The sequence below is a fragment of the Bacillota bacterium genome (genome assembly GCA_040754315.1).
In the GTDB taxonomy this organism is placed as follows: domain Bacteria; phylum Bacillota; class Sulfobacillia; order DUSP01; family JBFMCS01; genus JBFMCS01.
In genome coordinates this window covers 88,385-114,541 of sequence record JBFMCS010000041.1, presented here as the reverse complement: position 1 = coordinate 114,541, position 26,157 = coordinate 88,385, and the positions used below count along the sequence as shown (strand labels likewise).

Here is a 26,157-nt window from a genome sequence, read left to right as displayed (position 1 = left end):
GGAGGGGCCACACCCGTTCCCATCCCGAACACGGAAGTTAAGCCCTCCTGCGCCCATGGTACTCGGCGGGTCGCCGCCCGGGAGAGTAGGTCGCCGCCGGAATGCCTTTCTAACAGCCCCCGTTACATACTCTAACGGGGGCTGTGCCATTGAGGCTGCTGGCTGATTAAACGATGAAAGGAATAGATCGCCGGGTTGAAGAATGATACGGGGAACACCCATCAGGGAGGCTGTCATGGGCACATTCATCTCGCTTGACGGGCCGGACGGAGGAGGTAAAACAACTCAGATTTGCCTGCTTCATGAGGAGCTTGAGAGAAGGGGCTTTCCAGTTACGAGGACGCGCGAGCCCGGAGGCACCGCGCTAGGGGAGAGGATCCGCAACATACTCCTGGACCCCGTGAGCCAGGCAGACCCGGTGACGGAGGCTCTGATGTACGCTGCAGCCCGAGCCCAGCTGGTGTCTCGGGTGATCAGGCCTGCGCTGGAAGAGGGGCAGGTTGTACTAGTAGAGCGTTTCTATCATTCCAGCATTGCCTACCAATCCTATGGTTCAGGCGTTGCCTTGAACATGACCCGGGCACTAGCCGAAATTGCCACCGGGGGTTTGACCCCGGACCTGACACTGATCCTTGATATTTCCCCGGAAATAGTCTTCAGGGAACGCATAGTATCCAGGCCTCTAGACAGGATCGAGGGCAGGGGCTTACAGTTCCACAGGAGGGTGCGGGAAGGCTTCCTGGCCCTGGCGGCGGACGAGCCTGGGAGGCTCAGGGTCATAGACGCGACTTCATCGGTGAGAGAGGTGCACGCAAGGGTGCTCAGGGCCGTGGAAAGCCTGCTGGGCAAGGAACTGGGGGGCGAGGTCCGATGACGGTGTCCCTGAAGAACTTGGTGGGTCAGCCTTGCGCTAGCAGGTTGCTGAGGCACAGCATCAGGAAGAACCGCATGGTCCATTCCTACCTGTTTGTGGGTCCCGGCGGAACCGGCAAGAGCACTGCAGCTATGAGTTTCGCCAGGGCCCTGGTCTGCCCAGAAGATCCTGAGGGCTGCGCCCATTGCCCATCCTGCATGAGGGTAGATGCCTCCTCTCACCCCGATGTAAAGGTGTTCAAAGAGAAATCGAGCCTGGGCATAGATGCCATGAGGAGCCTGCAACACGATGCCTGGCTGAAACCGCAGGAGAGCGCCCGGAAGGTGTACATCATTGATGATGCGGGAAGCCTCACGGTGGAGGCGTGTAACAGCGTGCTTAAGATCCTGGAAGACCCACCCGGGCACTGCATCTTCATTCTAGTATGCGCAGATGCCAAAAGCCTTCCGGCAACCGTACTCTCCAGGTGCCAGGTCGTACCCTTTCGCCATGCGGCACTGGGTGACATAGAGGACCATCTAGTGAGCCTGGGGAAGACACGGGAAGAGGCGAAGACCCTCGCCACAGCATCCAGGGGCCTTCTGGGCCAGGCCCTGGTCCTGGCGGACTCCCCCCATTACGCTGAGTTCAAAGACAAATGCATGAGAGTGGCAAAAGAGGCCCTTGAAGCCACCCCCACCCGTGCCCTGGAGTTGGCTGGGGAACTGGAGCGATCAAGAGAGGACCTGGAGGACGCCCTTGACGCCATAGCAGGGATATACCGGGACGCAATGGTACTGAAGCTAGCACGGCCCAGAGACCTCCTAGATGGAGATACTGGCAGTTTTCTGGAGGGTCTGGTGGCCGGGGTTAGCCCGGAGCACCTGTGCGAATGCATCAAGGTAGTGCAGGAAGCCCGAACTTGGATTTGCCGGAACGCCAACCGGCGGCTGGCTCTTGATGTCATGATAATGCGGCTGGCAGATGGCAGACGGGCAAACTCGTGAAGGAGGACCCTTAGATGGTGCGTGTGATTGGAGTACGATTTAAGAAGGTCGGCAAGATTTACTATTTCGATCCCCAGGACATTCCCTTGGAGGTCGGCGACTGGGCGATTGTTGAGACTGCCAGGGGCACCGAAATCGGCGAGGTAGTCGTGGGTCCCAGGGAGGTGACCGAGGACCAGATCGTTGCCCCGTTGAAACGTGCCCTGCGGAAGGCAACCAGTCAGGATATGGAACAGGTAGCCAAGAACCAGGAGAAGGAGAGGGAAGCCCTTGAGATATGCCGGAAGAAGGTTGAGGCGCACGGCCTGGATATGTACCTGGTAGATGTCGAGTATACCTTTGATCGCAGCAAGATAATCTTCTACTTTACCGCGGAAGGACGGGTTGACTTCAGGGATCTGGTGAAGGACCTAGCTGGAGTATTCCGCACCCGCATTGAACTACGCCAGATCGGTGTGAGGGACGAAGCCAAGATGCTGGGAGGACTGGGCCCTTGTGGCCGCGAATTCTGCTGTTCCAGCTTTCTAGATGACTTTGAGCCTGTATCCATTAGAATGGCCAAGGATCAGAACCTATCTCTCAACCCCTCGAAGATATCCGGCGTATGTGGACGGCTGATGTGTTGCCTTCGATTTGAGTTCGACCACTATGAGGCTGCCCGGGCGTCCATGCCCAGCGTAGGCCAGATCGTCATCACTCCCAAGGGTGCAGGCAAGGTTACCTTAGTGAACGTGTTGAGGAACCAGGTTACGGTGCAACTGGAAGATGGGACCACAGATTTCCCTGTCGGGGAAGTGAGGGCCAAGGGTTAGTGAATGCTGCCGGGTTACTGTTCCTCGTGGGAACCCCTATAGGAAACCTCGACGACATGACCTTCAGGGGAGTGGAAGTCCTGAGGGGTGCTGACGCTGTTGCTGCAGAGAACCTGAGGCACACAAGGGGTCTTCTAAAGAAGTATGGCATAACCGCCAGGCTTATCAGCTACAGGGAGGAGAACAGCCACCGTCAAGGTCCGGCCTTGATCGATATCATTAAGGCAGGGAAGACGGTGGCCCTGGTTACGGACGCAGGGATGCCAGGAATATCGGACCCCGGTGCAAGGCTTGTGTCTCTTGCCCTGGATCAGGGGGTGGAGGTCCGGGTAATTCCAGGACCCAGCGCCCTCCTGGCGGCTTTGGTAATCTCCGGCCTCCCTACAGTTCCCTTCCACTTCGAGGGTTTTCTCCCCAGGACCTCTGCCAAACGCAGGGCCCACCTGCGCCGGCTGGCATCCCTAGAGAGCACATTGGTGTTCTATGAAGCCCCCCACCGAGTCAGGGAGTGCCTGGAAGACATGGTTCACGAACTGGGGAATCGGAAGTGTGCCGTGGCAAGAGAGATCACAAAGGCATATGAGGAAATCCTTCGAGGTCCATTAACGGGAGTACTGGCTGGGCTCACAGAGCCTAGGGGTGAATATGTCCTTGTAGTCTCCGGGTTTACGGGAAAAACGGAGGTCACTGACAGTGAGATACAGGAGTACATAAAGGATTTCAGGGTTCAGGGGTTTTCTTCACGTGAGTCGATCATCGCCACTGCGAAGGCCCTGGGAGTGCCCAGGAAGCGTGTCTACCGTCTAGCCCACTCGTAACGGTTCTCCAACAAGCCTGGTGACCAGAAAGAAGAGAGCCCGCCTCCAGGCTCCCCTCATTAGTCGAATTGAACTTCGTACTGTCTAGTCTTGTTTGAAGCAAATTGAAGGGGAAAGCCTCTTTCTACACCGCCTTGCTTGCCATGGTCTGTATGCAGCCCCGGCAGACGTTCTTGCCGCGAAAATGCTCCACGTTCTGGGCATTACCACAAAATACACAGGCAGGTTCGTACTTGCGAAGGATGATCTTGTCACCATCCACATAAATCTCCAGTGAATCCTTCTCCTCGATGTCCAGCGTCCGGCGTAGCTCAATGGGGATCACCACTCTACCCAACTCGTCTACCTTCCTTACGATCCCAGTGCTCTTCATCATCTCCGGTCACACCTCTCTTCTACAAAATTCGACAAACATTACGTCTAAACAGTACCAGATATACCAGAAAAAGTCAACAGCCTGAGTGCAATAATAGGGTATAGATTTGAGATGGAATGAAAAAACTCCACCCAATACGAGCATAGACCCTTTTACAGTAATCGGCTTGACAAAGATACCAGGCTTACCATATATTCTAGGCAGTCCCAGAAGAAGAAAACGATGACGGGGATGAGTAGCCATTCTGCGGTCAATCAGAGAGCCGGGACAGGTGAAAGCCGGTGTGCCAGCGGGTGGTGAACATGGTCCCTGAGTGCGTGGCTGAAGTGGAGGAGTAAGTCACGCCGGGTGTGCCCGTTACCGCATGGGTGCTGGCGCAGGCACCCACGGAGTCCATAAGCCGCGAGGCTCTTGGAGAACTAGGGTGGAACCGCGATTCTCGTCGCCCCTGAAAGGGGGCATTTTGTTTTTCTCTGAGGAGGGTAAGCCATGCCAACCGCATCAAAAGGAACCTTCTACATTACCACACCAATCTACTACCCCAGTGACAGCCTTCATATCGGCCACGCGTACACCACTGTAGCCGCAGACGCCATTGCCAGGTTCAAGAGGCTTCAGGGCTACGACACCCGTTTCCTGACGGGCACCGACGAGCACGGGCAGAAGATCGAGCGAAAGGCGCAAGCCGCGGGGAAGACCCCTCAAGAGTTTGTCGACGGCATAGTGGTGGGCATCAAGCGTCTCTGGGAACGGCTAGGCATTTCCTATGATGACTTCATCAGGACTACGGAGGCCCGGCACAAGAATGCGGTACAGGAGATTTTCCGCCGGATTCAAGACAAGGGAGACATCTACAAGTCCGAGTATGAGGGCTGGTACTGTGTTCCCTGCGAGACCTTCTGGCTCGAACGCCAGTTAGTGGATGGGAAGTGCCCCAATCCAGATTGTGGGCGTCCAGTGGAGCTCCTGAAAGAAGAAAGTTACTTCTTCCGCCTCTCCCGGTACCAGGACCGGCTCCTGAAGCACATAGAGGGGAACCCGGACTTCATTCAACCCGCCTCCAGGCGCAATGAGATGATTAGATTCATTAAGGGTGGCCTGGAAGACCTCTGCGTTTCAAGGACTACGTTCAAGTGGGGTATACCAGTCCCCGGGGACCAAAAGCACGTCATCTACGTCTGGTTTGACGCCCTGGCCAATTACCTCACGGCCTTAGGCTACCCACTTGAGAGCGAAGTCCCCAAGTACTGGCCCGCAGACGTCCACCTCATGGCCAAGGAGATCGTCAGGTTCCATACGGTCATCTGGCCAATAATCCTGATGGCCCTGGATGTACCATTGCCCAAAAGGGTATTCGGCCACGGATGGCTTGTGTTTGAAGGGGGCAAGATGTCTAAGTCCAAAGGAAACGTGATTGACCCTCTGGTGCTGATAGAGAAGTATGGAGTAGATGCAGTGCGCTACTTCCTACTGAGGGAAATCCCCTTTGGTGCGGACGGCTTCTACTCGGAGGATAATCTCATACAGCGGGTCAACACCGACCTCGCCAATGACCTGGGAAACCTCCTGAACCGGTCCCTGGTTCTCCTGGAGAAGAACTTTGGGAACGTTGTGCCCACCTCAGGACCGGACGATGGGTTCGCGGCGCTTGTGGTTGAGGTCATCAAGGATTTCCAGGAGGCTATGGAACGCCTCGAACTCTCCAATGCTCTGGCCGCTGTGTGGCGCTTGGTGGCGCGGGGGAACAAGTACCTGGACGAAGAGGCTCCATGGGCCCTGGCTAAGCAGGGAAGGAAAGATCGGGCTGGCGAGGTCATCTATAATGTCCTAGAGGTCCTGAGGATTTCGGCGACGCTCCTGACGCCGTTCATGATGGAAACCCCAGAGAGGATTTGGCTGCAGCTGGGGGTCCAGGGAAGTCCACGGGACTCCTCCTGGGAAACCCTGGGGCGCTGGGGCCTCCTGCAACCTGGCACCCCGGTAGCCAAGGGTGAACCACTGTTCCCTCGCATTGAAGTGTCCAGTGACGAAGAAAACCAGTATTCAACCATATCCATTGAGGAATTCCAGCGACTGGACCTCCGTGTAGCGCGAGTCCTCAGCGCCGAGAGGGTAAAGGGTACGGACAAACTCTTAAAGATAGATCTGGACCTGGGCTACGAGCGAAGGCAGGTGGTTTCCGGCATTGCGGAGGACTACTCCCCGGAAGACCTTGCAGGAAGGTTTGTCATAATAGTCGCCAATCTTGAGGAGGCCAAGATCCGTGGAGTGCGTTCCAAGGGGATGATCCTGGCGGCTTGCGATGGGAAGGGGGACAAGCTCCTAACCGTGGACCGGCCAACAGAATTGGGGTCCAAGGTCTTATGAGACCTGTGCTGGTGGATACCCACGCGCACCTGCACATGAATTCGTTCGCTTCCGACCGCCAGCAGGTGCTGGAACGGGCGTGGGCCTCCGGGCTGGCGGCCGTACTAGAGGTGGGGATCGGGCTCGAGTCTTCCCGCAAGGCCCTAGCTCTGGCGAGGGCTAACCCGGGAGTGTGGGCATGTGTTGGGATCCACCCTCATGATGCAGCTCGCTGGAGCGACCCTTCATCCTTGCGTGCCCTCGCCCAGGAGCCTGAGGTGGTGGCCATAGGAGAGACAGGACTGGATTTCCACCGGAACCTGTCTCCCCGGCAGGAACAGGAAAGAGCGTTTCGCGAGCAGTTGAGGCTTGGGGTGGAAATGGACCTCCCCGTGGTGGTACACTGCCGGGACGCCTACAGGGAGGCCGTGGCCATCATGGGAGAGGAGGGAGCCAGGCGCGGGGTAATGCATTGCTTCTCAGGGAACGTGGAGAATGCCCGCGAGGCCCTGCATCTGGGTTTCTACTTATCCATCGCAGGCCCAATCACGTATCCTAAGTCTGACCGTCTCAGGGATATTGTCAGGTTTGTGCCGCTGGATCGCCTGCTTGTTGAAACAGACTGCCCGTTTCTTGCTCCCCAGGCCATTCGGGGGAAGCGAAACGAGCCAGCCTTTGTTTACCATGTGGTACGGGAATGCGCTGCAATAAAGGGGGTAAGCATGGACAGGATGGCCGAGGCAGTCGCGCAGAACTCCAGGGAACTCTTCGGCTCGCTGTTCTTGAATGGAGCGGAAAGGGTCGGCAGCCGGCCCCTTAGCGATTGAGGGCGAAAGAACCCGGCCGGCGGACAATACAAGGAGGTCCACCGTGGATGCAAGCATGACATCACTAAGTGTTCTCAGAGCCGCCCTGGCCAAGCATGGTCTCAGTCCCAACCCCAAGCTTGGCCAGAACTTCCTGGTGGATGCCAACATACTCAGGAAGATAGTAGATGAGGTTTCTCCCAATCCAGGCGAACTAATCTTGGAGGTGGGGCCCGGAGCCGGAGCGCTTACCCAAGCGATGGCCAGGCGAGGCGCCTGGGTCCTGGCCCTAGAGTATGACCGGGGCCTGTGTCGCCTCTTGGACGAACTGTTTTACTCGTGCCAGAGAGTGAGTATCATTCAGGCCGACGCGACCAAGGAGGACCTGGCGGCGATTGCCCGCCATCACGCCGCCCAGATGGGGCTGTACAAGGTCAAGTTTGTATCTAATCTCCCCTACTACCTCTCATCGGACCTGCTGTACCAGATCATCCACAACATCCTCGCGTGGGAGAGCATCACCGTTATGCTCCAGCGAGAGGTTGCAGAGCGCGTTGTGGCTTTTCCCGGCACAAAGAACTATGGTGGTTTGAGCGTGGCAGCCCAGGCAGTAGCAGAGGCCAGGCTGGCATTTTCCGTCCCTCCTGGCGCATTCTGGCCTCGCCCTGAGGTCTATTCATCCCTTGTGATTATGCACCCACTGGCAAGGCCCCTCTACGGCCAGTGCGCCAGTGATTTCTACTCTCTGGTCAACGCCGCCTTCCGGCAACGGAGGAAGACGCTGGCCAGTGCCCTTAAGAGTCTGGAAATGGACCGCCAGGGCACCGCGGAACTCCTGGCATATGCCGGGATTGATTCTGCAAGACGTGGCGAAACCCTTAGCGCCAGTGAGTTTGCCCTCCTGGCGGCAGCGTACAGGAGCCTTAAACATAGGCCTTAATGGCGAAATGTGATTCCTTGTGCTACACTCAATTCGAGGTGACTTCAGATTGGTGTTTATCAGCCCGACCAAGGGTTCCCTGTCTTTTGAAGGAATGTTCAAGGACCTCATGGAGTACATGAATGAGAGTCCAGGAAGCACCTATAAGGTAATCGTGGGTACGGACTCCCATAACAAGGATGAGGTCACCTTCGTAACCGCCGTTATCATCCACCGCCTGGGCAAAGGCGCCCGCTACTACTACACCAAGAAGCGAGACCGCAAGATGATAAGCCTCAGACAGCGGATGTTCTACGAGGCTTCGCTGAGCCTGGGGGTTGCAGGACGCCTCGCGGAGAAGATGGCCCATAGCCATGCGGACCTGGCTGGGCTGGAGATACACTTGGACGTAGGAGAAAAAGGCGACACCAAGGATATTGTCCGGGAAATCGTTGGAATGGTGATGGGCAGCGGCTTCGACGCAAGAATCAAACCGGAATCCTACGGTGCCTCGAAGGTCGCTGACAAGCACACGAAGTAGGAACGAAAGCCCCGTATCCACCGCCCGAGACCTCATAACCCCTCTGTCTGCCGGTGTTCGGTTAAGGGCGGGCGAGGCGGGTGCTCCGAGCATGTGCTCCACCACCAGCCTAAGCCGCTCCAGGTCCCCAATTTCCTAAGTCTCCTCCCACCCAAGGAGCCGCCCCTATGTTACCGCCCCTGTGGTATAATGCCATGGGCGCTCCTCCCTCCTCTCAGGGGTTCTATCGCTAAACATCACTTCGGCAACGAGGGCAGGGATAACCCTGGTTTTCCTGAGGTCGATTTCCCGAGACTGCCCGCCATCCATGATGAAAAAAGCCCACGATGCACTATCCCATGGGGTCAAAGCCTTTTCCCTTAACTACATCCATGCTCAGCCTGCCGATCTTCTGGAACGCAAATGGCTCGGGCGAATTTTCTATTGACAGCCAGCAGATACTCCTATATCATAATCTATTCAAATTGACAAGTGACTAAATTGATGGTACAATTATTGACAGTGAGGGTCGATCTCAAAGGGGTGTGTGACCAATGTCAGGCAGCAATGCCATAGCCAAGATAAAAAGCGGGCTTGACGGGCACGTTGGTCAGCGTATTATGATACGAGCCAACAAGGGCAGGAAGCGTGTGGTTGAGCGAATGGGCGTTCTCGAGCAGACGTACCCCAGCATATTCGTGGTTAAACTAGACGATGACCGTTTCCTGGGACGCAGGGTCTCCTATAGTTATACCGACATCCTCACCCGCACCGTAGAGTTAACCCTGGCTGGCGAGGCCCTGCAAGAGACCGGTGTGGCTGACGTGACCTAAAGCGTGGGCGGGGCACGAGATTACTGCCTCGCCCTTTCCAAGCCCTCACAGCAGATCAGGTCGCCATGGTGGAGGCCTCGTCCGGGCCTCGGGCGGGGATCGGTGTTGCGCCGGCCTCCGTCCCTGGGATGTGAGCCCACCGGAAACGGAGATTTATTGATGACCTCCTATCCAAGCGAGTCCGGGCATTCCCTCCTTAATGAGCACGGCGCCCACTTCTTCACCAATCCCGGTGGAAGCGTCCCTCACCCATTTGCCGGTGTTGGCGCGACTTTGATAGGCGCCGATAGGCGCCATGCTATGTAGCCCCCCGGCCGTCTCTGGGGATAGATAAGCCCGCGTGGGATCAAGTCTATCACAAGTGTGTGACAGCTCCGGCAAAGAAACCACCGTCTGGCAGAGATGGTTGAGGGACGCCGCCTTGAGGTCATGAAGAACCTCGAGTGATGCGTCCAATGCACAGCCATGGTTCCCCCACAACCTGCACACTTGCAGAGGACCATGTGCGACGACCGCCATGGAGGCCACGCCAAAACGCCGGGCTGACTATGACATGAGGCCAGAGCAGGACAAAGACCTGGCTGGCCAGCATGGTCTCCTACGAATCCTAGCTGGGCTGTATGGAAGCGGCCTTCGGGCTATGTCACAGGGTGCTTGAGCCGGGCCGGTACATGGGGGTTATCATAAGACACGCCTACCAGACTAGTCGCTACATCTTCACACCATGCTGACCTTGCCAACAGGACAGCAAACCCGAGGCTTTGTGCCCAAGGGTGAGATTTCTGTTACCAGGCTAGCCCACGTCTGAGGCCATACGCTATCCTTACCGCTTTACTCCCAACATCATTGACCATGGCAGACCGGTCTTTCAGAAGGACCCTTGCCAAGCATCCCGATGGCTGATCCCCTCGCATTTCGTCCCTTACATGGCCTCGGTGCAGGTGTCTTCACTCATCCCTCCGGACACCAGCAGCATTCCACCCGCATATTATGGTGTGTACAGCCACGTGACAACCGGAATCGCCGTGGCAAGGAGGGAAACCCTTTGGAACGCCTAATGCGCTTCGTGTCCTCTTACGGAGCATACGTCTTGAGTAAAGATAATGTGGTGGGGGTGGGGGTTGGCTTCAAAGAGACAGCCGGACGTTCCACAGGCCGCTTGGCAGTAGTTGTCCTGGTTACAAAGAAGGTACCCATTGACAGTATTCCCAGGAGCCAGGCCATTCCTAGACAGATCAACAGCGTTCACACGGACGTACTTGAAGTGGGGGAAATCGTCCTCCTTTCGCGCCTCACCCGGGTGAGGCCAGCCGTACCTGGCGTGAGCATCGGGCATCACCTGGTAACCGCAGGGACCTTTGGTGCTGTGGTAAAGGACGAGAAGACCCAGGTCCCCCTAATCCTTTCCAACAATCACGTCTTGGCCAACATCACCGATGGTAGGGATGGCAGGTCAAGAAAGGGGGATCCCATCTACCAACCCGGGAGGGTTGACGGCGGGGCCTCTGAGGACACCGTGGCTTATCTCGAGCGCTTCGTCCCTGTCTACCGTGCGGGGGAGGCTGCTACGTGTTCGGTCGCCAAGCGTGTAGAGCGGGCCGTGAACTGGGCCCTTGGAATAGCCAAGCCCAACTACCACATTCGCCTGTACCGGAGCGTCAAGGGCGAGAACCTGGTGGATGCCGCGGTGGCCCGGCCCGTGTCTCCCGAGATCATATCCCCCGAGATCATGGATATCGGAGAGGTCACTTCCGCGAGAGAGGCTACTCTAGGGGAGAGGGTCATTAAGAGTGGCCGCACATCTGGGGTATCTGCAGGGGAGGTAAAGGTCGTAGGCGCTACGCTGAAGGTACTGATGGGAGATGTGGGCAGCGCTGTTTTCACTGATCAGATAGTAACCACCCCCATGGCTCAACCGGGCGACAGTGGTTCTCTCCTGGTCTCTTTGAGGAGAGAAGCCTTGGGCTTGGTGTCAGCAGGATCAGACAAGGCCAGCATAGCAGGGAAGATAGGTCATGTGATGAACATGCTGAAGGTGACCATCTAGGCGGGCCAGTCTAGGAGACCTAACATAGAGGTTCTTAGCCCTGGCCAGACTACAGCCAGGGGGAATTCCATGACTCGCGCAGGGGCACTGGTAATCATTGGGGGGGCTGAGGACAAAGGAGGAGGCATGAATATCCTGGCCGAGGTAGTTCGTCTTGCCGGCGAGGACAAGGCCAGGATCGCCATCATTGCTGCGGCATCCTCAAACCCCTCTTCAGCTTCCAGGGAGTACGTGGAGATCTTCGAGTCACTGGGTTGCGAACACGCGTGGCCCATAAATATTGCCTGCCGGAGAGACGCCCTGGAACCCCAGTACATCAGGCTGCTCGAGGATGCCACTGGCATCTTCTTCACGGGAGGCGACCAGTTGAGGATCACAAGCCTTCTTGGGGGAACACCCCTTTACGGCGCGCTGCACACCTCTCACCGCCTAGGAGCCGTTATCGCTGGAACCAGCGCCGGGGCCTCGGTAATGAGCGATACCATGATCGTGGAGGGCCTCGGGGATGAGGCCCCCCGCAAGTGTACCACCAAGATGGCTCCTGGCATGGGGTTCCTTAAAGATGTAGTTGTAGACCAGCACTTCGCACAGCGGGGCCGTATCGGCCGGCTTCTCGGTGCCATCGCAGAGAACCCTCACGTCCTTGGTTTAGGTGTGGACGAGGATACTGCTGCCGTGGTATCCCCTGAGGGCATCCTCCAGGTCATCGGATCTCAAGCGGTCACCATCGTTGACGGCCATTCCATCGACCACAGCAACACCTCTGAACAAGCCCCAGAGGAGCCCTTGGCCATTACTAGTGTGGCTCTCCACATCCTGCCCTCCGGTTACGGGTTCGATCTTAGGAAACGCAAGGCCATCGTGCCCCAGGGCTCATACGGCACCCACAAGTAGCCGGCGGTCTGGCCCGAAGCCCTGAGGCCTCAGTCCCCTTTCCCAGGGCTCCCTGGCTCCACAGCCCACTCCAGGCCCACCTCCTCCATCTAGGCAGTACCGGGCTTCCGGTGCCCGGATCCAGCCCCTCATGGAGCAGTACAGCCGCAAGGCTTGCCTGAGGTTAGCGGCGGGTATCCCGGGTGTCCCCTTGTTAGGTCCTCGGGGCCTGGCAGCAGGCGCTGGGGCAGCCAGTCGTAACAGGGCCATCCCCTCCTGACGCCGCTGGGATCGTTGTCTCGCGGCTGTCTTGAACCGAAGCAGCCTCGTCCCTTTTCCGAAGGGACACAGGCGCCTGGGCTGTCTTCCTGCAACGGACTTAGCAGGCGTAGCACCCCCACCTATCCCTGCCCTCCTCTGTCTTCACGGTTTCAGGAGCCAGCCTTTCCCATGTTTCGAACTGCCTTAGAGCGAAGTTCCGAGTTAACAGTATCCTACGTGCCTGGAGAGCCGGGAGCGCCCCTAAGGTGCCCCAGTCGCACGAGGCGCAGGACGAGCGGTTATTCACGAGAAGACCCTCTGGCTTGCCAGCGATGGCCGTCATTGCCTTCTCATCTGAACCTGGACCTCCCGCCACCCCGTACGGCTATGGCTTTCAGGTTCTTTGAACCCATAGCGGCCCCAATCCCGCACCGCGCCAGCCGGAATTGAAGTTCACCGGTTATGACGGCATTGCCATCAAGGGGCGCTCGAGGAACCCTGTGGACTTGTTTATCCGGGATGACCAGGTGGAGATCAGGGATGCCTCTCACCTGTGAGCCAAGACCTCCCTCGAATTCTTCACTCTACTTTCGTGTGGTGATTATGCTTACCTCGAACATTGACCCGGTTCTGGCATTAGGGCCATTCTTCCTGACCAGCCACGGCATGGAAACCACGTATAGCCACTCACTCACGAGGAAACCCTATTGGGCGCCAGCAACCCATAGGAGGAAAGCCCATGCGCCTCATCCGCATTAGGGCATTCGGAGGACGCAACCTCCATAGCCACAGGCCCGTTGTGGAGATGGTAATTGACATTGGAGAATTCGTGGATCGGCCCACCAACAAGATCAGCGGCTTCACCGAACGTTTGGTCCAGGCACTGCCTCAACTCAGGAGCCATCACTGCAGCCTAGGAAGGCCAGGAGGCTTCCTAAAGAGGCTACAGGAAGGGACTCTTCTAGGCCATGTTGTGGAGCACGTGGCCTTAGAAATCCAGGCAATGGCAGGCATGCCCACCCGTTACGGCAAGACTCGCCAGATCGCGCCGCCCTCTACATACCAGGTGGTTTTTGAATACACTGCACGGGAGGCTGCCATGTTTATCGGGGAGGCCGCCGTGAAGATGGTGGCCGATCTCGCAAGAGGTAAAGCGTGCCCCGTAGACATGGTGGTGAAGAAGGCCCAGCGTATTGCTGCCATAACCGAGCTGGGGCCTAGTACCGCCGCAATAGCCATGGCCGCGGAAGCCCGGGATATACCGGTAATGCGCTTGGATGGCCAGAGCCTCCTCCAACTGGGCTACGGCAAGTACGCCAAGCGCGTAGAGGCTACCATAACCCAGAATACCAGCTGTGTGGGAGTAGACCTTTGCAGGGACAAGGCGCTCAGCAAGAGACTACTGGCAGATGCAGGCCTGCCAGTTCCTCCCGGAGACCTGGCCTTGAGCGAGCACGAGGCCCTTGAGGTAGCCAAGGCCATCGGGTGCCCTGTCGCTGTGAAACCCCTAGACGGCAACCAAGGGCGCGGCGTCACCCTTAACCTGCAGGAAGAGGCGGAAATACGGTCCGCCTATAACCTGGCATCAAGGTTCAACCGGAAGGTGCTCGTGGAGAAGTACGTTGACGGCAATCACTACAGGGCCCTCGTGGTGGGCCACAGAGTAGTTGCCTGCAGCCAGAGGCTCCCCGCTCACGTCACAGGTGACGGCGTTCACACCCTGAAGCAGCTGATCCAAATAGCCAACGAAGACCCCCTCAGGGGAGAGGGCCATGAGAAGCCCCTGACCAAGATCAGGGTGGACCCGGTGGTACTCATGGTCCTCGCCCGGCAGAAGAAGGGACTAGGGTACACTCCTGCCCTGGGGGAACTGGTCTACCTCAGGGAGAATGCGAACCTCAGCACAGGAGGGATTGCCCTGGACGCCACTGACGATCTCCACCCGCACAACGCCTGGATCATGCTCAGGGCAGTGCAGGCGATGGGCCTGGATGTAGCTGGGGTGGACTTCGTTGCCCAGGATGTGAAGAAGCCCCTGGAGGAGTGCGGCGGGGCCATTATAGAGGTGAACGCGGCCCCCGGGCTTCGGATGCACCTTCACCCCTGGGCAGGGAAATCCCGGGATGTGGCCTCTGACATCGTGGAACACCTATTTCCCCCTGGAAGCAGGTCCCGGATCCCCATCGCCGCTGTGACCGGCACCAATGGGAAGACCACCACCTGTAGGCTCATCTCATACATCGCTGGGATTGAAGGCTACAATGTGGGCATGGCCATAACGGATGGGGTGTACCTTGGAGGCAGAAGGCTGCTGGCTGGGGACAACGCGGGCCCCTGGAGCGCCCGCCTAGTACTGAGAGACCCCTCATGTGAGATGGCGGTTCTCGAAACCGCCCGGGGGGGCATCATCCATGGAGGCTTGGCTTTTGACTGGTGTGACGTAGCGGTGGTGACCAATGTCGCATCTGATCACCTTGGGCTCGACGGGATAGAGACCCTTGAGGACCTAGCCTGGGTCAAAGGGCTTGTGGCGGAGAGCGCCCGCTCCCAGGGTTTCGTTGTGCTTAATGCGGATGACCCCTCATGTGTGACAATGGCCATGAGGATCAGGGCTACCCCAGTCTACTTCTCCATCCAGCCCGACAATCTCACGGTCAAGCGTCACACCGCTCAAGGCCACACTGCCCTCTTTCTCCGCGACGGGGTCATCGTTGTGGGTGAGAAGGGCAAGGAATGGAACCTGATACGATTGAAGGAGGTTCCCTGCACTCTGCAGGGCATGGCCAAGCACAACGTGGAGAACTGCCTCTCCGCGGCGGGCGCCGTCCTGGCTATGGGCTTCCCTCCCTACGTCATTCGAAAGGGGCTATGCACGTTCACCTGCGACGACCACCTCAACCCTGGCAGGTTCAATCTCATCGCCGTGGGAGACTTCCGGGTGCTCCTGGACTACGGTCATAACAGCCATGCACTGGAAACGGTCCTACCCACAGCACGGCAAATGGCCACAGGGAGGCTGATCGGTGTTGTCACATGCCCCGGCGACAGGCGCAACGAAGACATTGAGGCTGTGGGAGCTGCCAGTGCCCGCCATTGTCACCGGGTGGTCTTCAAGGAGGACACTGACCTCAGGGGCAGGCAGGCTGGGGAGATAGCGAGGCTCCTGGTAAGGGGGGCCCGCAGCGAAGGCATGGCCCTCGAGTGCATTGATGTGGTCCCGGACGAGGGGCAGGCAGTTCGACGTGGCCTGGTGTTAGCTGGTGCCGGCGACGTGGTGGCAGTGTTCTACGAGAAATACAGCGTGGCGATGTGGGCCATTGAGTCGGTGAGAACGGCAATAACCGATGCCCGGAAGGATCGGCCCGTCGCCATATTCTAGACTGCAGCAGGAGCCAAGGGCACGAGGCGAGAAGATTCCCGGGAACCGAGTCTTCTCCATCCCGGGAGGGGACCCATTGAAGAACGCGCTTGCCGTCAGGGCACACGCCAAGGTTAACCTCACGCTGGATGTCGTGGCTCGCCGCGCGGACGGCTATCACAGCATAGAATCCCTAGTGCTCCGGGTGGGGCTGCACGACACCGTGAGCGTGAAGAAGGCATCTTCTGGTGTAACCCTCACTGATCCAGGAGGAACGCCAGCAGGACCTGAGAACCTGGCATGCCGGGCAGCGGCTGCCCTGTTGCGCCACTTCCCTGCTATCTCCGGGGTAGAGATCTCCCTGGAGAAGGCCATCCCCATGGCTGCGGGCCTCGCTGGAGGCAGCGCTGACGCCGCCGCAGTGATAAAAGCCATAGTGGACTTGTGGAACCTGCCAGTCTCCCCGCGGGAGATGTCACTCATCGGGGAGACAGTTGGCTCCGATATCCCCTTTTGCCTCTCTGGACTTACTTGCGCCCTGGCCACAGGCAAGGGAGAAACGCTCACACCACTGAAGCCCGCCACTCCGCTCTGGCTCCTCCTAGCCTGCCCTCCAGGGGAGGTCAGCGCTAGGTGGGCGTACGAGGCTTGGGATCACGGGTCCAAATCTGAGCGTCCCTGCATCAACGCCTGCATCCAGGCCCTGGAACGCGGGGACCTCGAGACCCTTGGCCTGAACTTGGGGAATGCCTTGGAGATGGCCGTAGCCGGAATCCTCCCCTCGGTGCCGCGATTGAGGGATGCCATGATGCAGGAAGGCGCCTTGGGGGCCTGCATGTCCGGGAGCGGTCCCTGCGTGTTCGGGATCTTCCGTACCTCTGGCGCGGCAGAGGAAGCCAGGGTGAGAATCGAGGAACGCGAGACCCTTCGCTACATAGGTGTATCCCGGAGCCTTTGAGTGAGGCATGGAAGGAAGGGACGTGAGCATGGAGTATGGAGCTGTGGTGCTCGCAGGGAGCCCCAACAAGGCCTTGGCGGAGAAGAGCCCCGAGGCATGGGAGGCCCTCATTGACATAAATGGGCGGCCCATGATCTCCTATGTCCTGGACGGACTCCAGGAAGCGAGGCACGTGGGCACAATTGTTGTGGTTGGTCCCGCGGTCCTGGAGCCTGAGGTATCCAGGGTGGGCGGCCAGCTTGTTCCCTCCGGCGATGGGCTCGTGGAGAACCTTTCCCGGGGTGTGAAAGCCCTGCCTGGCGATGCCCGCGCCCTGGTAGTCACCAGTGATATTCCACTGGTATCGGGAGGAATGATAGACGAGTTCCTGGAAAGATGCTCCGAACGAGAGGGCCAGTTCTTCTACTCCGTTGTGCCCCGCCCTGCGATTGAGGCTCGCTTCCCTAGCGCACGAAGGACGTACGTGCGACTGAAAGAGGGAGGGGTCACGGGAGGCAACATCGTTGTCATAGACCCTTCAATCCTAGAGGACTTCCGGGCGGTGGCCGAAAGGCTGGCCCAAGACAGGAAGAAGCCTGTGGCTTTGGCCCGGCTCCTGGGCTGGAGGTTTCTCTTGGGCCTGCTCCTCGGGCGCCTCGACATCCCGTCCTTGGAGAAGCGGGTATCCCAGGTATTTCACATAACGGCCCGGGCTGTGGTCTGTTGGGATCCGGAGATCGGCATGGATGTGGATAAGCCCTCAGACCTAGAGGTAGCCATGGGGGCGCTGAGGTCAAGGTGACGACGTCTAGAAAGGTTTGTACCTATCCACGCAACTCACTTAGGGGGTGGGTCTCAGGTGGGCAGATTGCGACGGAGCCAGCGGGTAGCTGCCATTACGAGAACCCTGGTTAACAGGCCCGCTTCGTTCTTTCCCCTGGGTTTCTTCACCCAGATGCTCGACGCGGCCAAGTCCACCATTAGCGAGGATCTGGCCCTGATGAAACAGGCCTTCGGGTCCATGGCCATGGGCAAGATTGAGACACTCACAGGAGCGACGGGGGGTGTCCGGTACCTCCCCTGCGTCGAACCCCAGGACACCCATGATACCCTGGAACGCCTATGCCGCACTCTCAGTGACCCCTCCCGGATACTGCCCGGGGGGTTCCTTTACATGGCGGATATCATCTTCCATCCGAGCTGGGCGCAGGACTTGGGTGAGATATTCGCCACCCGCTTCTGGGGGGCGTCCCCGGATGTTGTGGTTACTGTTGAGACCAAGGGGATACCGCTGGCTATGATGACAGCCAGGTCCATGGGGCTTCCACTGGTGGTGGTCAGGCGAGACCACAGGGTCACAGAGGGGTCCGCCCTGAGCATCAACTACGTTTCGGGTTCCAGCCACAGGATCCAGACCATGTCCCTGCCTCGCCGCGCCCTGCAGCCGGGAGTGAAGGTCCTGGCCATTGATGACTTCATGAAAGCAGGGGGAACAGCCCGGGGCATTGTGGATCTCATGGGAGAGTTTGGGGCATCCGTTGTCGGCACGGGTGTGCTGGTGGAAACGGAGGAGCCCCGGGAGAAGCTGGTGTCAGGCTTCACATCCCTGGCAATATTGCTCGGCATCGATGAAGTATCCAAGAGGGTTTCCATAAAACCAGCGCCCTATCCCCGAGGATCCTAAGGAGAGGGAAACCTGTGGTATAATACCATGTGGACCATGACGGAAAGGGGCTCTACCATGGACAGAGAGTTGGCTGCGGTCATCCTGGCCGCAGGGCGAGGCACAAGGATGAAGTCCAGGCTTCCCAAGGTTCTTCACCGGGTTCTCGGGCGTACCATGCTGGAGCGAGTTGTCAGCGCCGCTCAGGGCGCCGGGATTGCCCGCCCCCTGGTCGTGGTTGGACAGGGATCCTCCGAGATCACCACGGTGCTTTCGGGGGTCGAGATAATACACCAAGAAGAACAGTTGGGTACAGGGCATGCAGTGCTGGTGTCTGCCCCTTACCTTGAGGGGAAGGAGGCAGACGTGGTCATCCTGTACGGCGATACACCCCTGCTGGAGGCCGAGGACATCATTGCCTTGGTGAACGAGCACCGGGACACCAGTGCCAGCGTCACCCTTGTCACAGCGCTGGCGGAGGACCCCACCGGGTACGGCCGGGTAATCAGGGACGAATCCGGTGAGGTGCGCGACGTGGTTGAGCACCTGGATGCTAGCGAAGCACAGCTGGCAGTGAGAGAGGTGGTGGCAGGTGCCCTCTGCTTCAACTGCAAGGACCTATTCCCGGCGCTGAGAAGGCTTACGCCGGACAACGTCAAGGCTGAATACCAGCTGCCCAAGGTAGTCACGCTGATGGCCAGGGAGAGCCGGAAGGTGGCGGCGGTCCGGGCGTCGGAACCAGAACGGGTACTGGGGGTGAACAGCCGCCGGGACCTGGCGAGGGCTGAGGGCATGGCCAGGGAGAGGGTTGCGGAACGGCTCTTGGACGCCGGCGTCACCCTTGTGGACCCCCAGGCCGTCTACATAGATGAGAGAGCCCGGGTCGGCCAGGACACGGTGATTGGGCCTTTCAGCATTCTAGAGGGGAACACCATCATTGGGGAGGGGTGTACCATTGGCCCCGGCGCTCATCTTCGCGATGCGACGGTGGGCAAGAGGGTTGTGATTTGCCAGTCCGTGGTAGAACACAGTGTTATCCACGATGATGCAAGGATAGGGCCCTACGCTCACGTCAGGCCCGGCTGTGTCATAGGCGCCCAGGTTCAGGTGGGGAATTTCGCTGAGGTGAAGAACGCGTCGGTGGGAGAGGGCTCAAAGATCCACCACCACTCCTATGTGGGAGATGCCCTTTTAGGGGAGGGCGTGAATGTGGGTGCTGGGGTAATCACGGTGAACTATGATGGCGCGAAGAAGCACAGGACTGTTGTGGAGGACGGGGCATTCCTGGGGTGCAATTCGAACCTGGTGGCCCCTTTGACCATTGGAAAGGGGGCATATGTAGCCGCGGGTTCTACCATTTCCACGGATGTGCCCTCGGGGGCGCTAGGGATAGAGCGTAGCCGTCAGGAGAACAAACGCGGCTGGGTAGAGAAGAACCGGGCCCTGCCGGAGGAGCAGAAGGGAGAGGAGGGGTAAGGTGTCACCCAACGACGGGCACCTTAAGATCTTCACCGGGACGGCTACACCCGACCTGGCCAAGGAGATCGCGGCTCACCTGGGGATCCAAATGGGAAGGCTGGACGTGGGCCGTTTCTCCAACGGGGAAATCAAGGTCACTGTGGATGAAAGCGTCCGGGGGCATGACATCTTCGTGGTCCAGTCCATGTGTGATCCTGTTAATGATGCCATAATGGAACTCCTGATCATCATTGACGCCATGCGCAGGGCATCCGCCAAGCGCATCACAGCCGTAGTCCCTCACTACGGCTATGCCAGGCAGGATCGGAAGACCAGGGGCCGCGAGCCCATCACAGCCAAGCTGGTGGCGAACCTGCTGACCACGGCAGGCGTCAATCGCGTCCTCACCGTTGACCTGCACGCCGGGCAGATCCAGGGGTTCTTCGATATCCCCGTAGACCACCTCTCCGCCGCGCCTATCCTGGGTGATTACTTCATTGAAAAGGGCCTGGAAAACGCAGTAGTGGTAGCGCCTGACATCGGGGGCGTGCAACGCGCCCGGGATATGGCGGAGGTTCTGGGGGCCAGCATCGCGATCATCGATAAGAGAAGACCGGAGCCGGGAATGTGCGAGGTGGTGAACATAATCGGTAGGGTACAGGGGAAGGCCGCCATCATGATAGATGACATCATAGACACAGGCGGAACCATCATCAATGGTAGCCGAGCTCTGCTAGAGAAGGGTGCCCGGGAGGTCTACGCCTGCTGCTCCCACCCGATCTTCTCTGGACAGGCCCTGAAACACTTGTCATCGTCTGAAGTTGAGGAGCTGGTGGTAACAAATACTGTCCCATTGAAGAGGTCGTGCGGAAAAGTCAGGGTGCTGTCTGTGGCTCATCTCTTGGGTGAGGCCATAGAGCGGATCCACCAAGACCAGTCCGTAAGTGAGATGTTCAAAGTAGTCTGGAGGGATTAGTTGATGGGTGTCTATTTGCTGAAGGCTGCCCCAAGGGCTGCCGGTATTAAGGTGAACGCTGTCAGGCGCGAGGGCTTTGTTCCCGCCGTGGTATATGGAGCGCACTCCCCTGCCATGGCCATAATAATCCCCGCCAAGGATCTGGAGGGTCTCTTGGGAGCCGGGGCCGCCGCCCGGGGACTAATAGACCTCGAAATAGGTGGATCTGGTCAGGAGAGGAAGACCGTGGTGCTCAAGCAGGTTCAGAGGCACCCCGTGAAGGGCCATGTGCTTCATGTGGATTTCCATCACATATCATTAAAAGAACGGATGAAGACACAGGTTCCCGTAATCCTCCACGGCGAGGAGGAGCTTACCCACAACGGTGCCCTCGTACAGCATCAGGTCAGGTCGTTGGATGTGGAGTGCCTTCCTACAGAGATACCCGATAGCATAATCGGGGATATCTCCGGCGTTGAAATAGGCCAGCAACTCAGGGTCGCTGACCTGCCGATCCCCGAAGGAGTCAAGGTGCTCAACGACCCTGAGGAGATCGTTGTATCGGTCCTGGCGAGCAGGCGTGAGGAGGAAGTCCAAGAGGCGGCGGAAGGGGCTGAGGCCCAAGAAGAGGCCGCTGAGTAGCCCGGAAATCTTGAGTGATCCCCGCTGGGGGTGGTTGTCTTGTGGTTAGTGGTGGGCCTGGGCAATCCAGGCAGAAAGTACCGGGACACCCGGCACAACGCCGGGTTCCGCGTTATTGACCACCTGGGAGAGCAGCACTCCATAGCGGTGGACACCCCGCTCTACCTCGCGTTGACTGGGCGAGGGGCCCTGCAAGAGCACCCTGTGGTGCTCGCAAAGCCCTCTACCTACATGAACCGCAGCGGGCTGTCTGTGGCAGCTGCCGCCCGGGGCCTGGGCGTCGAACCTGTTCGGGTGGTCGTAGTTCACGATGACATTGACCTGGAAGAGGGCCAGCTTAGGGTGAGGTTCGATGGGGGCTCTGGAGGCCACCGCGGGGTTGAATCCATTATATGGGCCCTGGGCACCAGGGGGTTTTGCCGGGTTCGCGTAGGAGTCGGCCGCCCCCCTGAGGGGTGGGACGCCGCAGAGTATGTGCTTGAACCACTGAGGGAAAGGCTACTAGATGACCTTGACGCTCTGTGTCACAGTGCAGCCCGGGCCATCGAGTCTATCCTGGTCCATGGCATTGAAGAAGCCATGAGACGCTTCAATGGGAAGGGATCCAGGGAATTGCCGCTAACCACCTGCTAAGGGGCCTGCTGGCGGGCGTCATCGCCGCCCTCGCCGCTTATATAGTCAATAGCATTCTTGGCCGCGCCATAACTCGGGGTGCCCGTAATCGCGGCCTTTCGGTGTTGGTGGCGCCCGTTATAGAGGAGGGCCTAAAGACCCTGGCTGGGACCTTGGCGGGTGCGTCCCTTATCATCACGCACATCTTCTTTGGTGTGGTGGAGGCCTTCTATGACGTGTCAGGCCCAACCAAGAGGGGCGTTGCTGCGGCCTTGTTCAGCGTGTCTAGCCACTTGCTCTTTGGTTTCCTGGCGCAAGTGGCCGTGTTTGCCGGACAGCACTGGTGGTGGGGAGTATTGGCAGCCTATCCCGTCCACGCCCTCTTTAACCATGTAGTCCTAAGCATGTCTCCGGGTAGCCCAAGGAGGTAAGGCATTGAGTCTCAGGGGACTTCTCAAGGCGATAGCGGGCACACCAGAGGCTCAGTCGGTGCTCTCCGCTTCCCGGCAAGGCGGCCTAGAGCAGATGGTATATGGGCTTAGCGGTTCCGCTAAGCCCTTCTTCGCTGCCGCCCTCCTGGATGCGGTAGGCGGTCCCTGCCTTTACGTCACTCATGACCCGGTTGTCGCTGACTACCTGGCACTAGAGGTGGGATCTTACCTTGGCAGGGAGGTCGTGCACACCCTTTTACCCCTGGAGGTCATGGCCTGTGGGGTGGCGGCCTCCAGCCCGGGGACTGAGGCGTCTCGGATCAAGGTGCTGGATGCCCTCGTGCCGGGGCAGGCCCCAATTGTCTTTACCTCTGTGGCTGCGCTGATGGGAAGGACCATGCCCCCCGAGGTCTTCATGGAGCGTGTTGTCAAGGTCAGTAAGGGTTGTACCATCTCCCCACTGGCTCTGGCGGAGAGGCTTCTCCAGGGGGGGTACCGCCGCCAATCTGTGGTGGAGCAACCGGGTGAGTTCGCTGTGAGGGGAGGGATCGTGGATGTGTTTCCCCTCTCCCAAGACCAGCCTTTCAGGCTCGACTTCGCCGGGGACCTCCTGGACTCTATCCGGGTTTTCGACCCCTGGACTCAACGGTCCCAGTCCGAGGTGCCCGAGGTTCGCATGCCACCAGCCAAGGAGTATCACCTTGGTGTATCTGAGGCCCCGGAGGTGGCCCGGCGAATAGAGGCCGACCTCAAGGAGGGGCTCAGAGGCTCTCAGGCACTCTCCCGGCTCAGGGATGCCGTCACCCGAGATGTGAGAAGCCTCCTTGAAGGACTGTCCTTCGAAGGACTTCAGAGGTATGGTGCCTACTTCTACGAGAGACCGGTCAGTATTCTCTCCTACCTTCCGGCAGGGGCCCTGATCTTCCTGGATGAACCCTCCAGGGTCCGCGAGGGTGCCCTGGCAGTGGAAAGGTCGGTTGAAGAGTCGTTCTCCCATGCCGTGAAGGAGGGGAAGGCCCTCCCGAGACAGTCCTGCATGTGGGCCTCATGGGTTGAGATTTACGAGGAGATGAGGCAACGCGGGCCGGTCTACCTCTCTGGGTTTGCCAGGTCCATCCCTGGTGCCAAGGTAGGCAATCTTGTCCAAGCTCAGGTGACCCCGGCCCTTCGCTTCGCTGGACAGTGGAAGGCATTCGTGGATGAAGTGGGTCGCCTTAGGAGGTCAGGGAGGATAACGGTGGTGCTCAGTGCCAGTACGGATCGGGCCCGCCGTATAGCCCAGTCCCTCTGGGAAGAACAGGTACCTGCTGCGTACAGCGGGGGAATCAGGTCTGTGCCCCCTGGCGGCTCAGTAATCACCTCCGTAGGCTCCATTGAGGCGGGTTTCCAGTGGAATTCGGCCAACCTTGTAGTACACGCCGAATCAGATATCCGGGGCAGTACAAGGAGACCACGGAGAGCCAGGCGGGCTGAAGGGTCTAGGATCCATGCGCTTCCAGACCTTACGGTTGGGGACCATGTGGTCCACGCGCATCACGGTATCGGTATCTACAAGGGGATCCGTTCCCTGGAGATAGACGGGGTTTGGAGGGACTTTGTGTTCATCCAATACGCTGCTGATGACGCTCTCTACGTGCCCACAGACCAGATGGACCTCATTTCCAGGTATGTGGGAACCGAGGGGGTGGAGCCTAAGGTGTACAGGCTCGGGGGAAACGACTGGGCCAGGGTGAAGCGGCGCGTTTCCGAGTCTGTAAGGAGGATGGCTCTGGAGCTCCTGGAACTCAATACGGCCAGGGAGGCCAGTCCCGGTTACAGTTTCTCCCCGGATACGCCGTGGCAGGCGGAATTTGAGGACTCCTTCAAGTATGAAGAGACGCCCGACCAAGCCCAGGCAACGCAGGAAATCAAGCGGGACATGGAGGCGCCCAAGCCTATGGACCGGTTGCTTTGCGGCGATGTGGGGTACGGCAAGACAGAGGTGGCTGTGCGGGCTGCCTTCAAGGCCGCCATGGATGGGAAACAAACCGCATTGCTGGTACCAACCACCATCTTGGCGATGCAGCACCACGGCACCTTCAAAGAGCGCTTTCAGGGATTTCCCGTCTCGGTGGACGTTTTGAGCCGGTTTCGCTCCCAGAGAGAACAGGAAGACATCGTAGGCAGGCTCAGATCGGGCAAGATCGATGTCGTCATCGGCACCCACAGGCTCCTGCAGGCAGACGTTAAGTTCCACGACCTGGGACTACTGATTATCGATGAGGAACACCGGTTTGGTGTTGCTCACAAGGAAAGGCTGAAGAGGATTCGCAGCACCGTTGATGTCCTAACCCTGTCAGCCACTCCCATTCCGCGCACACTGCACATGGCCTTGGGCGGTCTCCGGGACATGAGCGTCATAGAGACACCGCCTGAAGACCGCTATCCTGTGCAAACCTACGTAGTGGAGTTTGATGACGAGATAGTAAGGCAAGCCATTCACCGTGAGCTGGACCGCGGAGGGCAGGTGTTCTACGTTCATAACCGGGTGAGGACCATTGAAAGGGCGGTCACCAGGTTGGAACGGCTGGCTCCTCAGGCCCGCATCGGCGTGGCTCACGGCCAGATGAAAGAGGATGAGCTGGAGCGCATTATGCTGGACTTCCTTGATCAGAACATCGATGTCCTGGTGTGCACCACCATAATTGAGTCCGGCCTGGACATCGCCAACGTAAACACAATGATTGTAGAAGAAGCCGGGAACCTGGGGTTGGCGCAGCTCTACCAGTTAAGGGGCCGGATTGGGCGGTCCAATCGGGTGGCCCACGCCTACCTGACTTACAGGCAAGACCGGAGCCTCACGCTAACCGCAGAGAAGCGCCTGGACGCCATCAAGGAATTCACTGAGCTGGGTTCAGGCTATAGGATAGCCCTAAGGGACCTGGAGATTCGAGGGGCCGGGAACATACTGGGCCCCGAACAGCATGGCTTCATCATTTCCGTGGGGTTTGACATGTATCTTAGGATGCTGGAGGAGGCGGTTCGTGAACTCAAAGGCCAAAGGAGGCACCCGAGGGTTCAGACCGTAGTGGACCTGCGCGTGGACGCCTTTATCCCTCCGGAGTACATCCTAGACCCGCGGCAGAAGCTGGAGATGTACAGGAGGCTGGCGGAGACTCTGGACCTGGAAGGAGTGAGTGAGGTTAAGGAGGAACTCCGGGATCGTTTCGGTCACCCTCCCCTCCCGGTGGAGAATCTTGTTGAGGTGGCAGCCCTGAAGATCCGAGCCACCCACCTTGGGCTGAAGTCCATAACCGAGGAGAAGCGCAGGATCACCATGTCCTGGAGTGTGACGCCTGACCTTCCCCAAGACATCGTCCAGGCGCTGGGTGTGGAGTTTCGCAGGCGGGCGCAGCTGGCTCCAGGAAGGAAGAAGGACCTGGTGTTGCGGACGGATGGGCTCAAGCCCAGGGAAATCCTGGAATTCACCGGGCTAACCCTGGACCGTCTCGGCTACATAGTAGGAGGCACCTACGATAGGGGCTAGCTCCTCTCCAGCAAGGACCCCATCCGCCTGGCTGGAAAAAATGAATAAGATTGTTAACGCTCTTATATACTAGAACTGAAAAACCGAGGCCGAAAAGCCGCTGG

General features: G+C 58.7%; 24 protein-coding genes, 1 rRNA gene and 1 other annotated feature. Of the genes, 23 read left to right on the top strand and 2 right to left on the bottom strand.

Going from position 1 to position 26,157, the window contains the following annotated elements:
- The 5 genes from rrf to rsmI all read left to right on the top strand — a co-directional run.
- Positions 1 to 102, top strand: a 5S ribosomal RNA gene (gene rrf / locus AB1576_08585); the annotation flags it as partial.
- 133 nt (positions 103 to 235) lie between these two features.
- Positions 236 to 874 carry a dTMP kinase gene (tmk, locus tag AB1576_08580; protein MEW6081812.1) on the top strand — a complete coding sequence of 213 codons (639 nt, stop codon included), beginning with the start codon at positions 236 to 238 and terminating at the stop codon, positions 872 to 874.
- Complete coding sequence (locus tag AB1576_08575) at positions 871 to 1,860, top strand: AAA family ATPase (protein ID MEW6081811.1); 990 nt, start codon at positions 871 to 873, stop codon at positions 1,858 to 1,860. The genes tmk and AB1576_08575 overlap by 4 nt, the downstream gene beginning before the upstream one ends.
- Before the next feature lie 14 nt (positions 1,861 to 1,874).
- A complete protein-coding gene (locus AB1576_08570; GenBank protein ID MEW6081810.1) occupies positions 1,875 to 2,672 on the top strand; it encodes a stage 0 sporulation family protein in 798 nt (265 codons plus the stop codon).
- Positions 2,672 to 3,490 (top strand): 16S rRNA (cytidine(1402)-2'-O)-methyltransferase, encoded by an 819-nt coding sequence (gene rsmI / locus AB1576_08565; protein MEW6081809.1) that lies wholly within the window; start codon positions 2,672 to 2,674, stop codon positions 3,488 to 3,490. The genes AB1576_08570 and rsmI overlap by 1 nt, the downstream gene beginning before the upstream one ends.
- Before the next feature lie 124 nt (positions 3,491 to 3,614).
- On the opposite strand, the gene AB1576_08560 is transcribed toward rsmI, so the two are convergent.
- A complete protein-coding gene (locus AB1576_08560) occupies positions 3,615 to 3,863 on the bottom strand; it encodes an AbrB/MazE/SpoVT family DNA-binding domain-containing protein (GenBank protein MEW6081808.1) in 249 nt (82 codons plus the stop codon).
- A gap of 216 nt (positions 3,864 to 4,079) precedes the next feature.
- Positions 4,080 to 4,319 (top strand) — a binding site (T-box leader).
- Positions 4,320 to 4,355: 36 nt separating this feature from the next.
- Between AB1576_08560 and metG the strand changes: the two genes are divergently transcribed.
- From metG to AB1576_08525, 7 genes are all read left to right on the top strand, one after another.
- Positions 4,356 to 6,233: a methionine--tRNA ligase gene (gene metG / locus AB1576_08555; GenBank protein MEW6081807.1), complete on the top strand. Its 1,878-nt coding sequence runs from the start codon at positions 4,356 to 4,358 to the stop codon at positions 6,231 to 6,233.
- Positions 6,230 to 7,039 (top strand): TatD family hydrolase, encoded by an 810-nt coding sequence (locus AB1576_08550; protein ID MEW6081806.1) that lies wholly within the window; start codon positions 6,230 to 6,232, stop codon positions 7,037 to 7,039. Before metG ends, AB1576_08550 begins: the two co-directional genes overlap by 4 nt.
- 43 nt (positions 7,040 to 7,082) lie before the next feature.
- A complete protein-coding gene (rsmA, locus tag AB1576_08545; GenBank protein MEW6081805.1) occupies positions 7,083 to 7,958 on the top strand; it encodes a 16S rRNA (adenine(1518)-N(6)/adenine(1519)-N(6))-dimethyltransferase RsmA in 876 nt (291 codons plus the stop codon).
- Positions 7,959 to 8,007: 49 nt separating this feature from the next.
- On the top strand, positions 8,008 to 8,478 hold the full coding sequence (locus AB1576_08540; protein MEW6081804.1) for a ribonuclease H-like YkuK family protein: 471 nt from the start codon (positions 8,008 to 8,010) through the stop codon (positions 8,476 to 8,478).
- A 533-nt stretch (positions 8,479 to 9,011) separates the two neighbouring features.
- Positions 9,012 to 9,290: a Veg family protein gene (locus AB1576_08535; protein MEW6081803.1), complete on the top strand. Its 279-nt coding sequence runs from the start codon at positions 9,012 to 9,014 to the stop codon at positions 9,288 to 9,290.
- A gap of 1,045 nt (positions 9,291 to 10,335) precedes the next feature.
- Positions 10,336 to 11,337: a hypothetical protein gene (locus AB1576_08530; GenBank protein MEW6081802.1), complete on the top strand. Its 1,002-nt coding sequence runs from the start codon at positions 10,336 to 10,338 to the stop codon at positions 11,335 to 11,337.
- A gap of 69 nt (positions 11,338 to 11,406) precedes the next feature.
- A complete protein-coding gene (locus tag AB1576_08525) occupies positions 11,407 to 12,231 on the top strand; it encodes a cyanophycinase (GenBank protein ID MEW6081801.1) in 825 nt (274 codons plus the stop codon).
- On the opposite strand, the gene AB1576_08520 is transcribed toward AB1576_08525, so the two are convergent.
- The gene (locus AB1576_08520) at positions 12,211 to 12,480 is read right to left on the bottom strand and encodes a hypothetical protein (protein ID MEW6081800.1); all 270 of its coding nucleotides are present in this window, start codon (positions 12,478 to 12,480) and stop codon (positions 12,211 to 12,213) included. The genes AB1576_08525 and AB1576_08520 overlap by 21 nt on opposite strands.
- A 437-nt stretch (positions 12,481 to 12,917) precedes the next feature.
- Between AB1576_08520 and AB1576_08515 the strand changes: the two genes are divergently transcribed.
- From AB1576_08515 to mfd, 11 genes are all read left to right on the top strand, one after another.
- The gene (locus AB1576_08515; protein MEW6081799.1) at positions 12,918 to 13,028 is read left to right on the top strand and encodes an aldehyde ferredoxin oxidoreductase N-terminal domain-containing protein; all 111 of its coding nucleotides are present in this window, start codon (positions 12,918 to 12,920) and stop codon (positions 13,026 to 13,028) included.
- 182 nt (positions 13,029 to 13,210) lie between these two features.
- Positions 13,211 to 15,850 (top strand): cyanophycin synthetase, encoded by a 2,640-nt coding sequence (gene cphA / locus AB1576_08510; GenBank protein MEW6081798.1) that lies wholly within the window; start codon positions 13,211 to 13,213, stop codon positions 15,848 to 15,850.
- A gap of 76 nt (positions 15,851 to 15,926) precedes the next feature.
- Positions 15,927 to 16,787: a 4-(cytidine 5'-diphospho)-2-C-methyl-D-erythritol kinase gene (gene ispE, locus AB1576_08505; protein ID MEW6081797.1), complete on the top strand. Its 861-nt coding sequence runs from the start codon at positions 15,927 to 15,929 to the stop codon at positions 16,785 to 16,787.
- A gap of 28 nt (positions 16,788 to 16,815) precedes the next feature.
- The gene (locus AB1576_08500) at positions 16,816 to 17,568 is read left to right on the top strand and encodes an NTP transferase domain-containing protein (GenBank protein MEW6081796.1); all 753 of its coding nucleotides are present in this window, start codon (positions 16,816 to 16,818) and stop codon (positions 17,566 to 17,568) included.
- A gap of 57 nt (positions 17,569 to 17,625) precedes the next feature.
- Positions 17,626 to 18,450 (top strand): pur operon repressor, encoded by an 825-nt coding sequence (purR, locus tag AB1576_08495; protein MEW6081795.1) that lies wholly within the window; start codon positions 17,626 to 17,628, stop codon positions 18,448 to 18,450.
- Between the two features lie 57 nt (positions 18,451 to 18,507).
- Positions 18,508 to 19,905 carry a bifunctional UDP-N-acetylglucosamine diphosphorylase/glucosamine-1-phosphate N-acetyltransferase GlmU gene (gene glmU, locus AB1576_08490; GenBank protein ID MEW6081794.1) on the top strand — a complete coding sequence of 466 codons (1,398 nt, stop codon included), beginning with the start codon at positions 18,508 to 18,510 and terminating at the stop codon, positions 19,903 to 19,905.
- A 1-nt stretch (position 19,906) separates the two neighbouring features.
- A complete protein-coding gene (locus AB1576_08485; protein ID MEW6081793.1) occupies positions 19,907 to 20,863 on the top strand; it encodes a ribose-phosphate pyrophosphokinase in 957 nt (318 codons plus the stop codon).
- A 3-nt stretch (positions 20,864 to 20,866) separates the two neighbouring features.
- Positions 20,867 to 21,484 (top strand): 50S ribosomal protein L25, encoded by a 618-nt coding sequence (locus AB1576_08480; GenBank protein MEW6081792.1) that lies wholly within the window; start codon positions 20,867 to 20,869, stop codon positions 21,482 to 21,484.
- A gap of 48 nt (positions 21,485 to 21,532) precedes the next feature.
- Complete coding sequence (gene pth, locus AB1576_08475; GenBank protein MEW6081791.1) at positions 21,533 to 22,117, top strand: aminoacyl-tRNA hydrolase; 585 nt, start codon at positions 21,533 to 21,535, stop codon at positions 22,115 to 22,117.
- A 101-nt stretch (positions 22,118 to 22,218) separates the two neighbouring features.
- The gene (locus tag AB1576_08470; GenBank protein ID MEW6081790.1) at positions 22,219 to 22,527 is read left to right on the top strand and encodes a hypothetical protein; all 309 of its coding nucleotides are present in this window, start codon (positions 22,219 to 22,221) and stop codon (positions 22,525 to 22,527) included.
- Positions 22,528 to 22,531: 4 nt separating this feature from the next.
- Entirely contained in the window at positions 22,532 to 26,053 is a 3,522-nt protein-coding gene (gene mfd, locus AB1576_08465) for a transcription-repair coupling factor (GenBank protein MEW6081789.1), read from the top strand.
- Positions 26,054 to 26,157 lie beyond the last annotated feature (104 nt).

Excerpts from the sequence above, each read along its gene's own strand:
- AB1576_08575 (MEW6081811.1), top strand. The coding sequence starts at position 871 with ATGACGGTGTCCCTGAAGAACTTGGTGGGTCAGCCTTGCGCTAGCAGG.
- AB1576_08480 (MEW6081792.1), top strand. The coding sequence starts at position 20,867 with ATGGGTGTCTATTTGCTGAAGGCTGCCCCAAGGGCTGCCGGTATTAAG.
- metG (MEW6081807.1), top strand. The coding sequence starts at position 4,356 with ATGCCAACCGCATCAAAAGGAACCTTCTACATTACCACACCAATCTAC.
- AB1576_08550 (MEW6081806.1), top strand. The coding sequence starts at position 6,230 with ATGAGACCTGTGCTGGTGGATACCCACGCGCACCTGCACATGAATTCG.
- AB1576_08535 (MEW6081803.1), top strand. The coding sequence starts at position 9,012 with ATGTCAGGCAGCAATGCCATAGCCAAGATAAAAAGCGGGCTTGACGGG.
- glmU (MEW6081794.1), top strand. The coding sequence starts at position 18,508 with ATGGACAGAGAGTTGGCTGCGGTCATCCTGGCCGCAGGGCGAGGCACA.
- AB1576_08560 (MEW6081808.1), bottom strand. The coding sequence starts at position 3,863 with ATGAAGAGCACTGGGATCGTAAGGAAGGTAGACGAGTTGGGTAGAGTG.
- cphA (MEW6081798.1), top strand. The coding sequence starts at position 13,211 with ATGCGCCTCATCCGCATTAGGGCATTCGGAGGACGCAACCTCCATAGC.
- tmk (MEW6081812.1), top strand. The coding sequence starts at position 236 with ATGGGCACATTCATCTCGCTTGACGGGCCGGACGGAGGAGGTAAAACA.
- AB1576_08525 (MEW6081801.1), top strand. The coding sequence starts at position 11,407 with ATGACTCGCGCAGGGGCACTGGTAATCATTGGGGGGGCTGAGGACAAA.
- AB1576_08520 (MEW6081800.1), bottom strand. The coding sequence starts at position 12,480 with ATGGCCCTGTTACGACTGGCTGCCCCAGCGCCTGCTGCCAGGCCCCGA.
- AB1576_08500 (MEW6081796.1), top strand. The coding sequence starts at position 16,816 with ATGGAGTATGGAGCTGTGGTGCTCGCAGGGAGCCCCAACAAGGCCTTG.
- AB1576_08570 (MEW6081810.1), top strand. The coding sequence starts at position 1,875 with ATGGTGCGTGTGATTGGAGTACGATTTAAGAAGGTCGGCAAGATTTAC.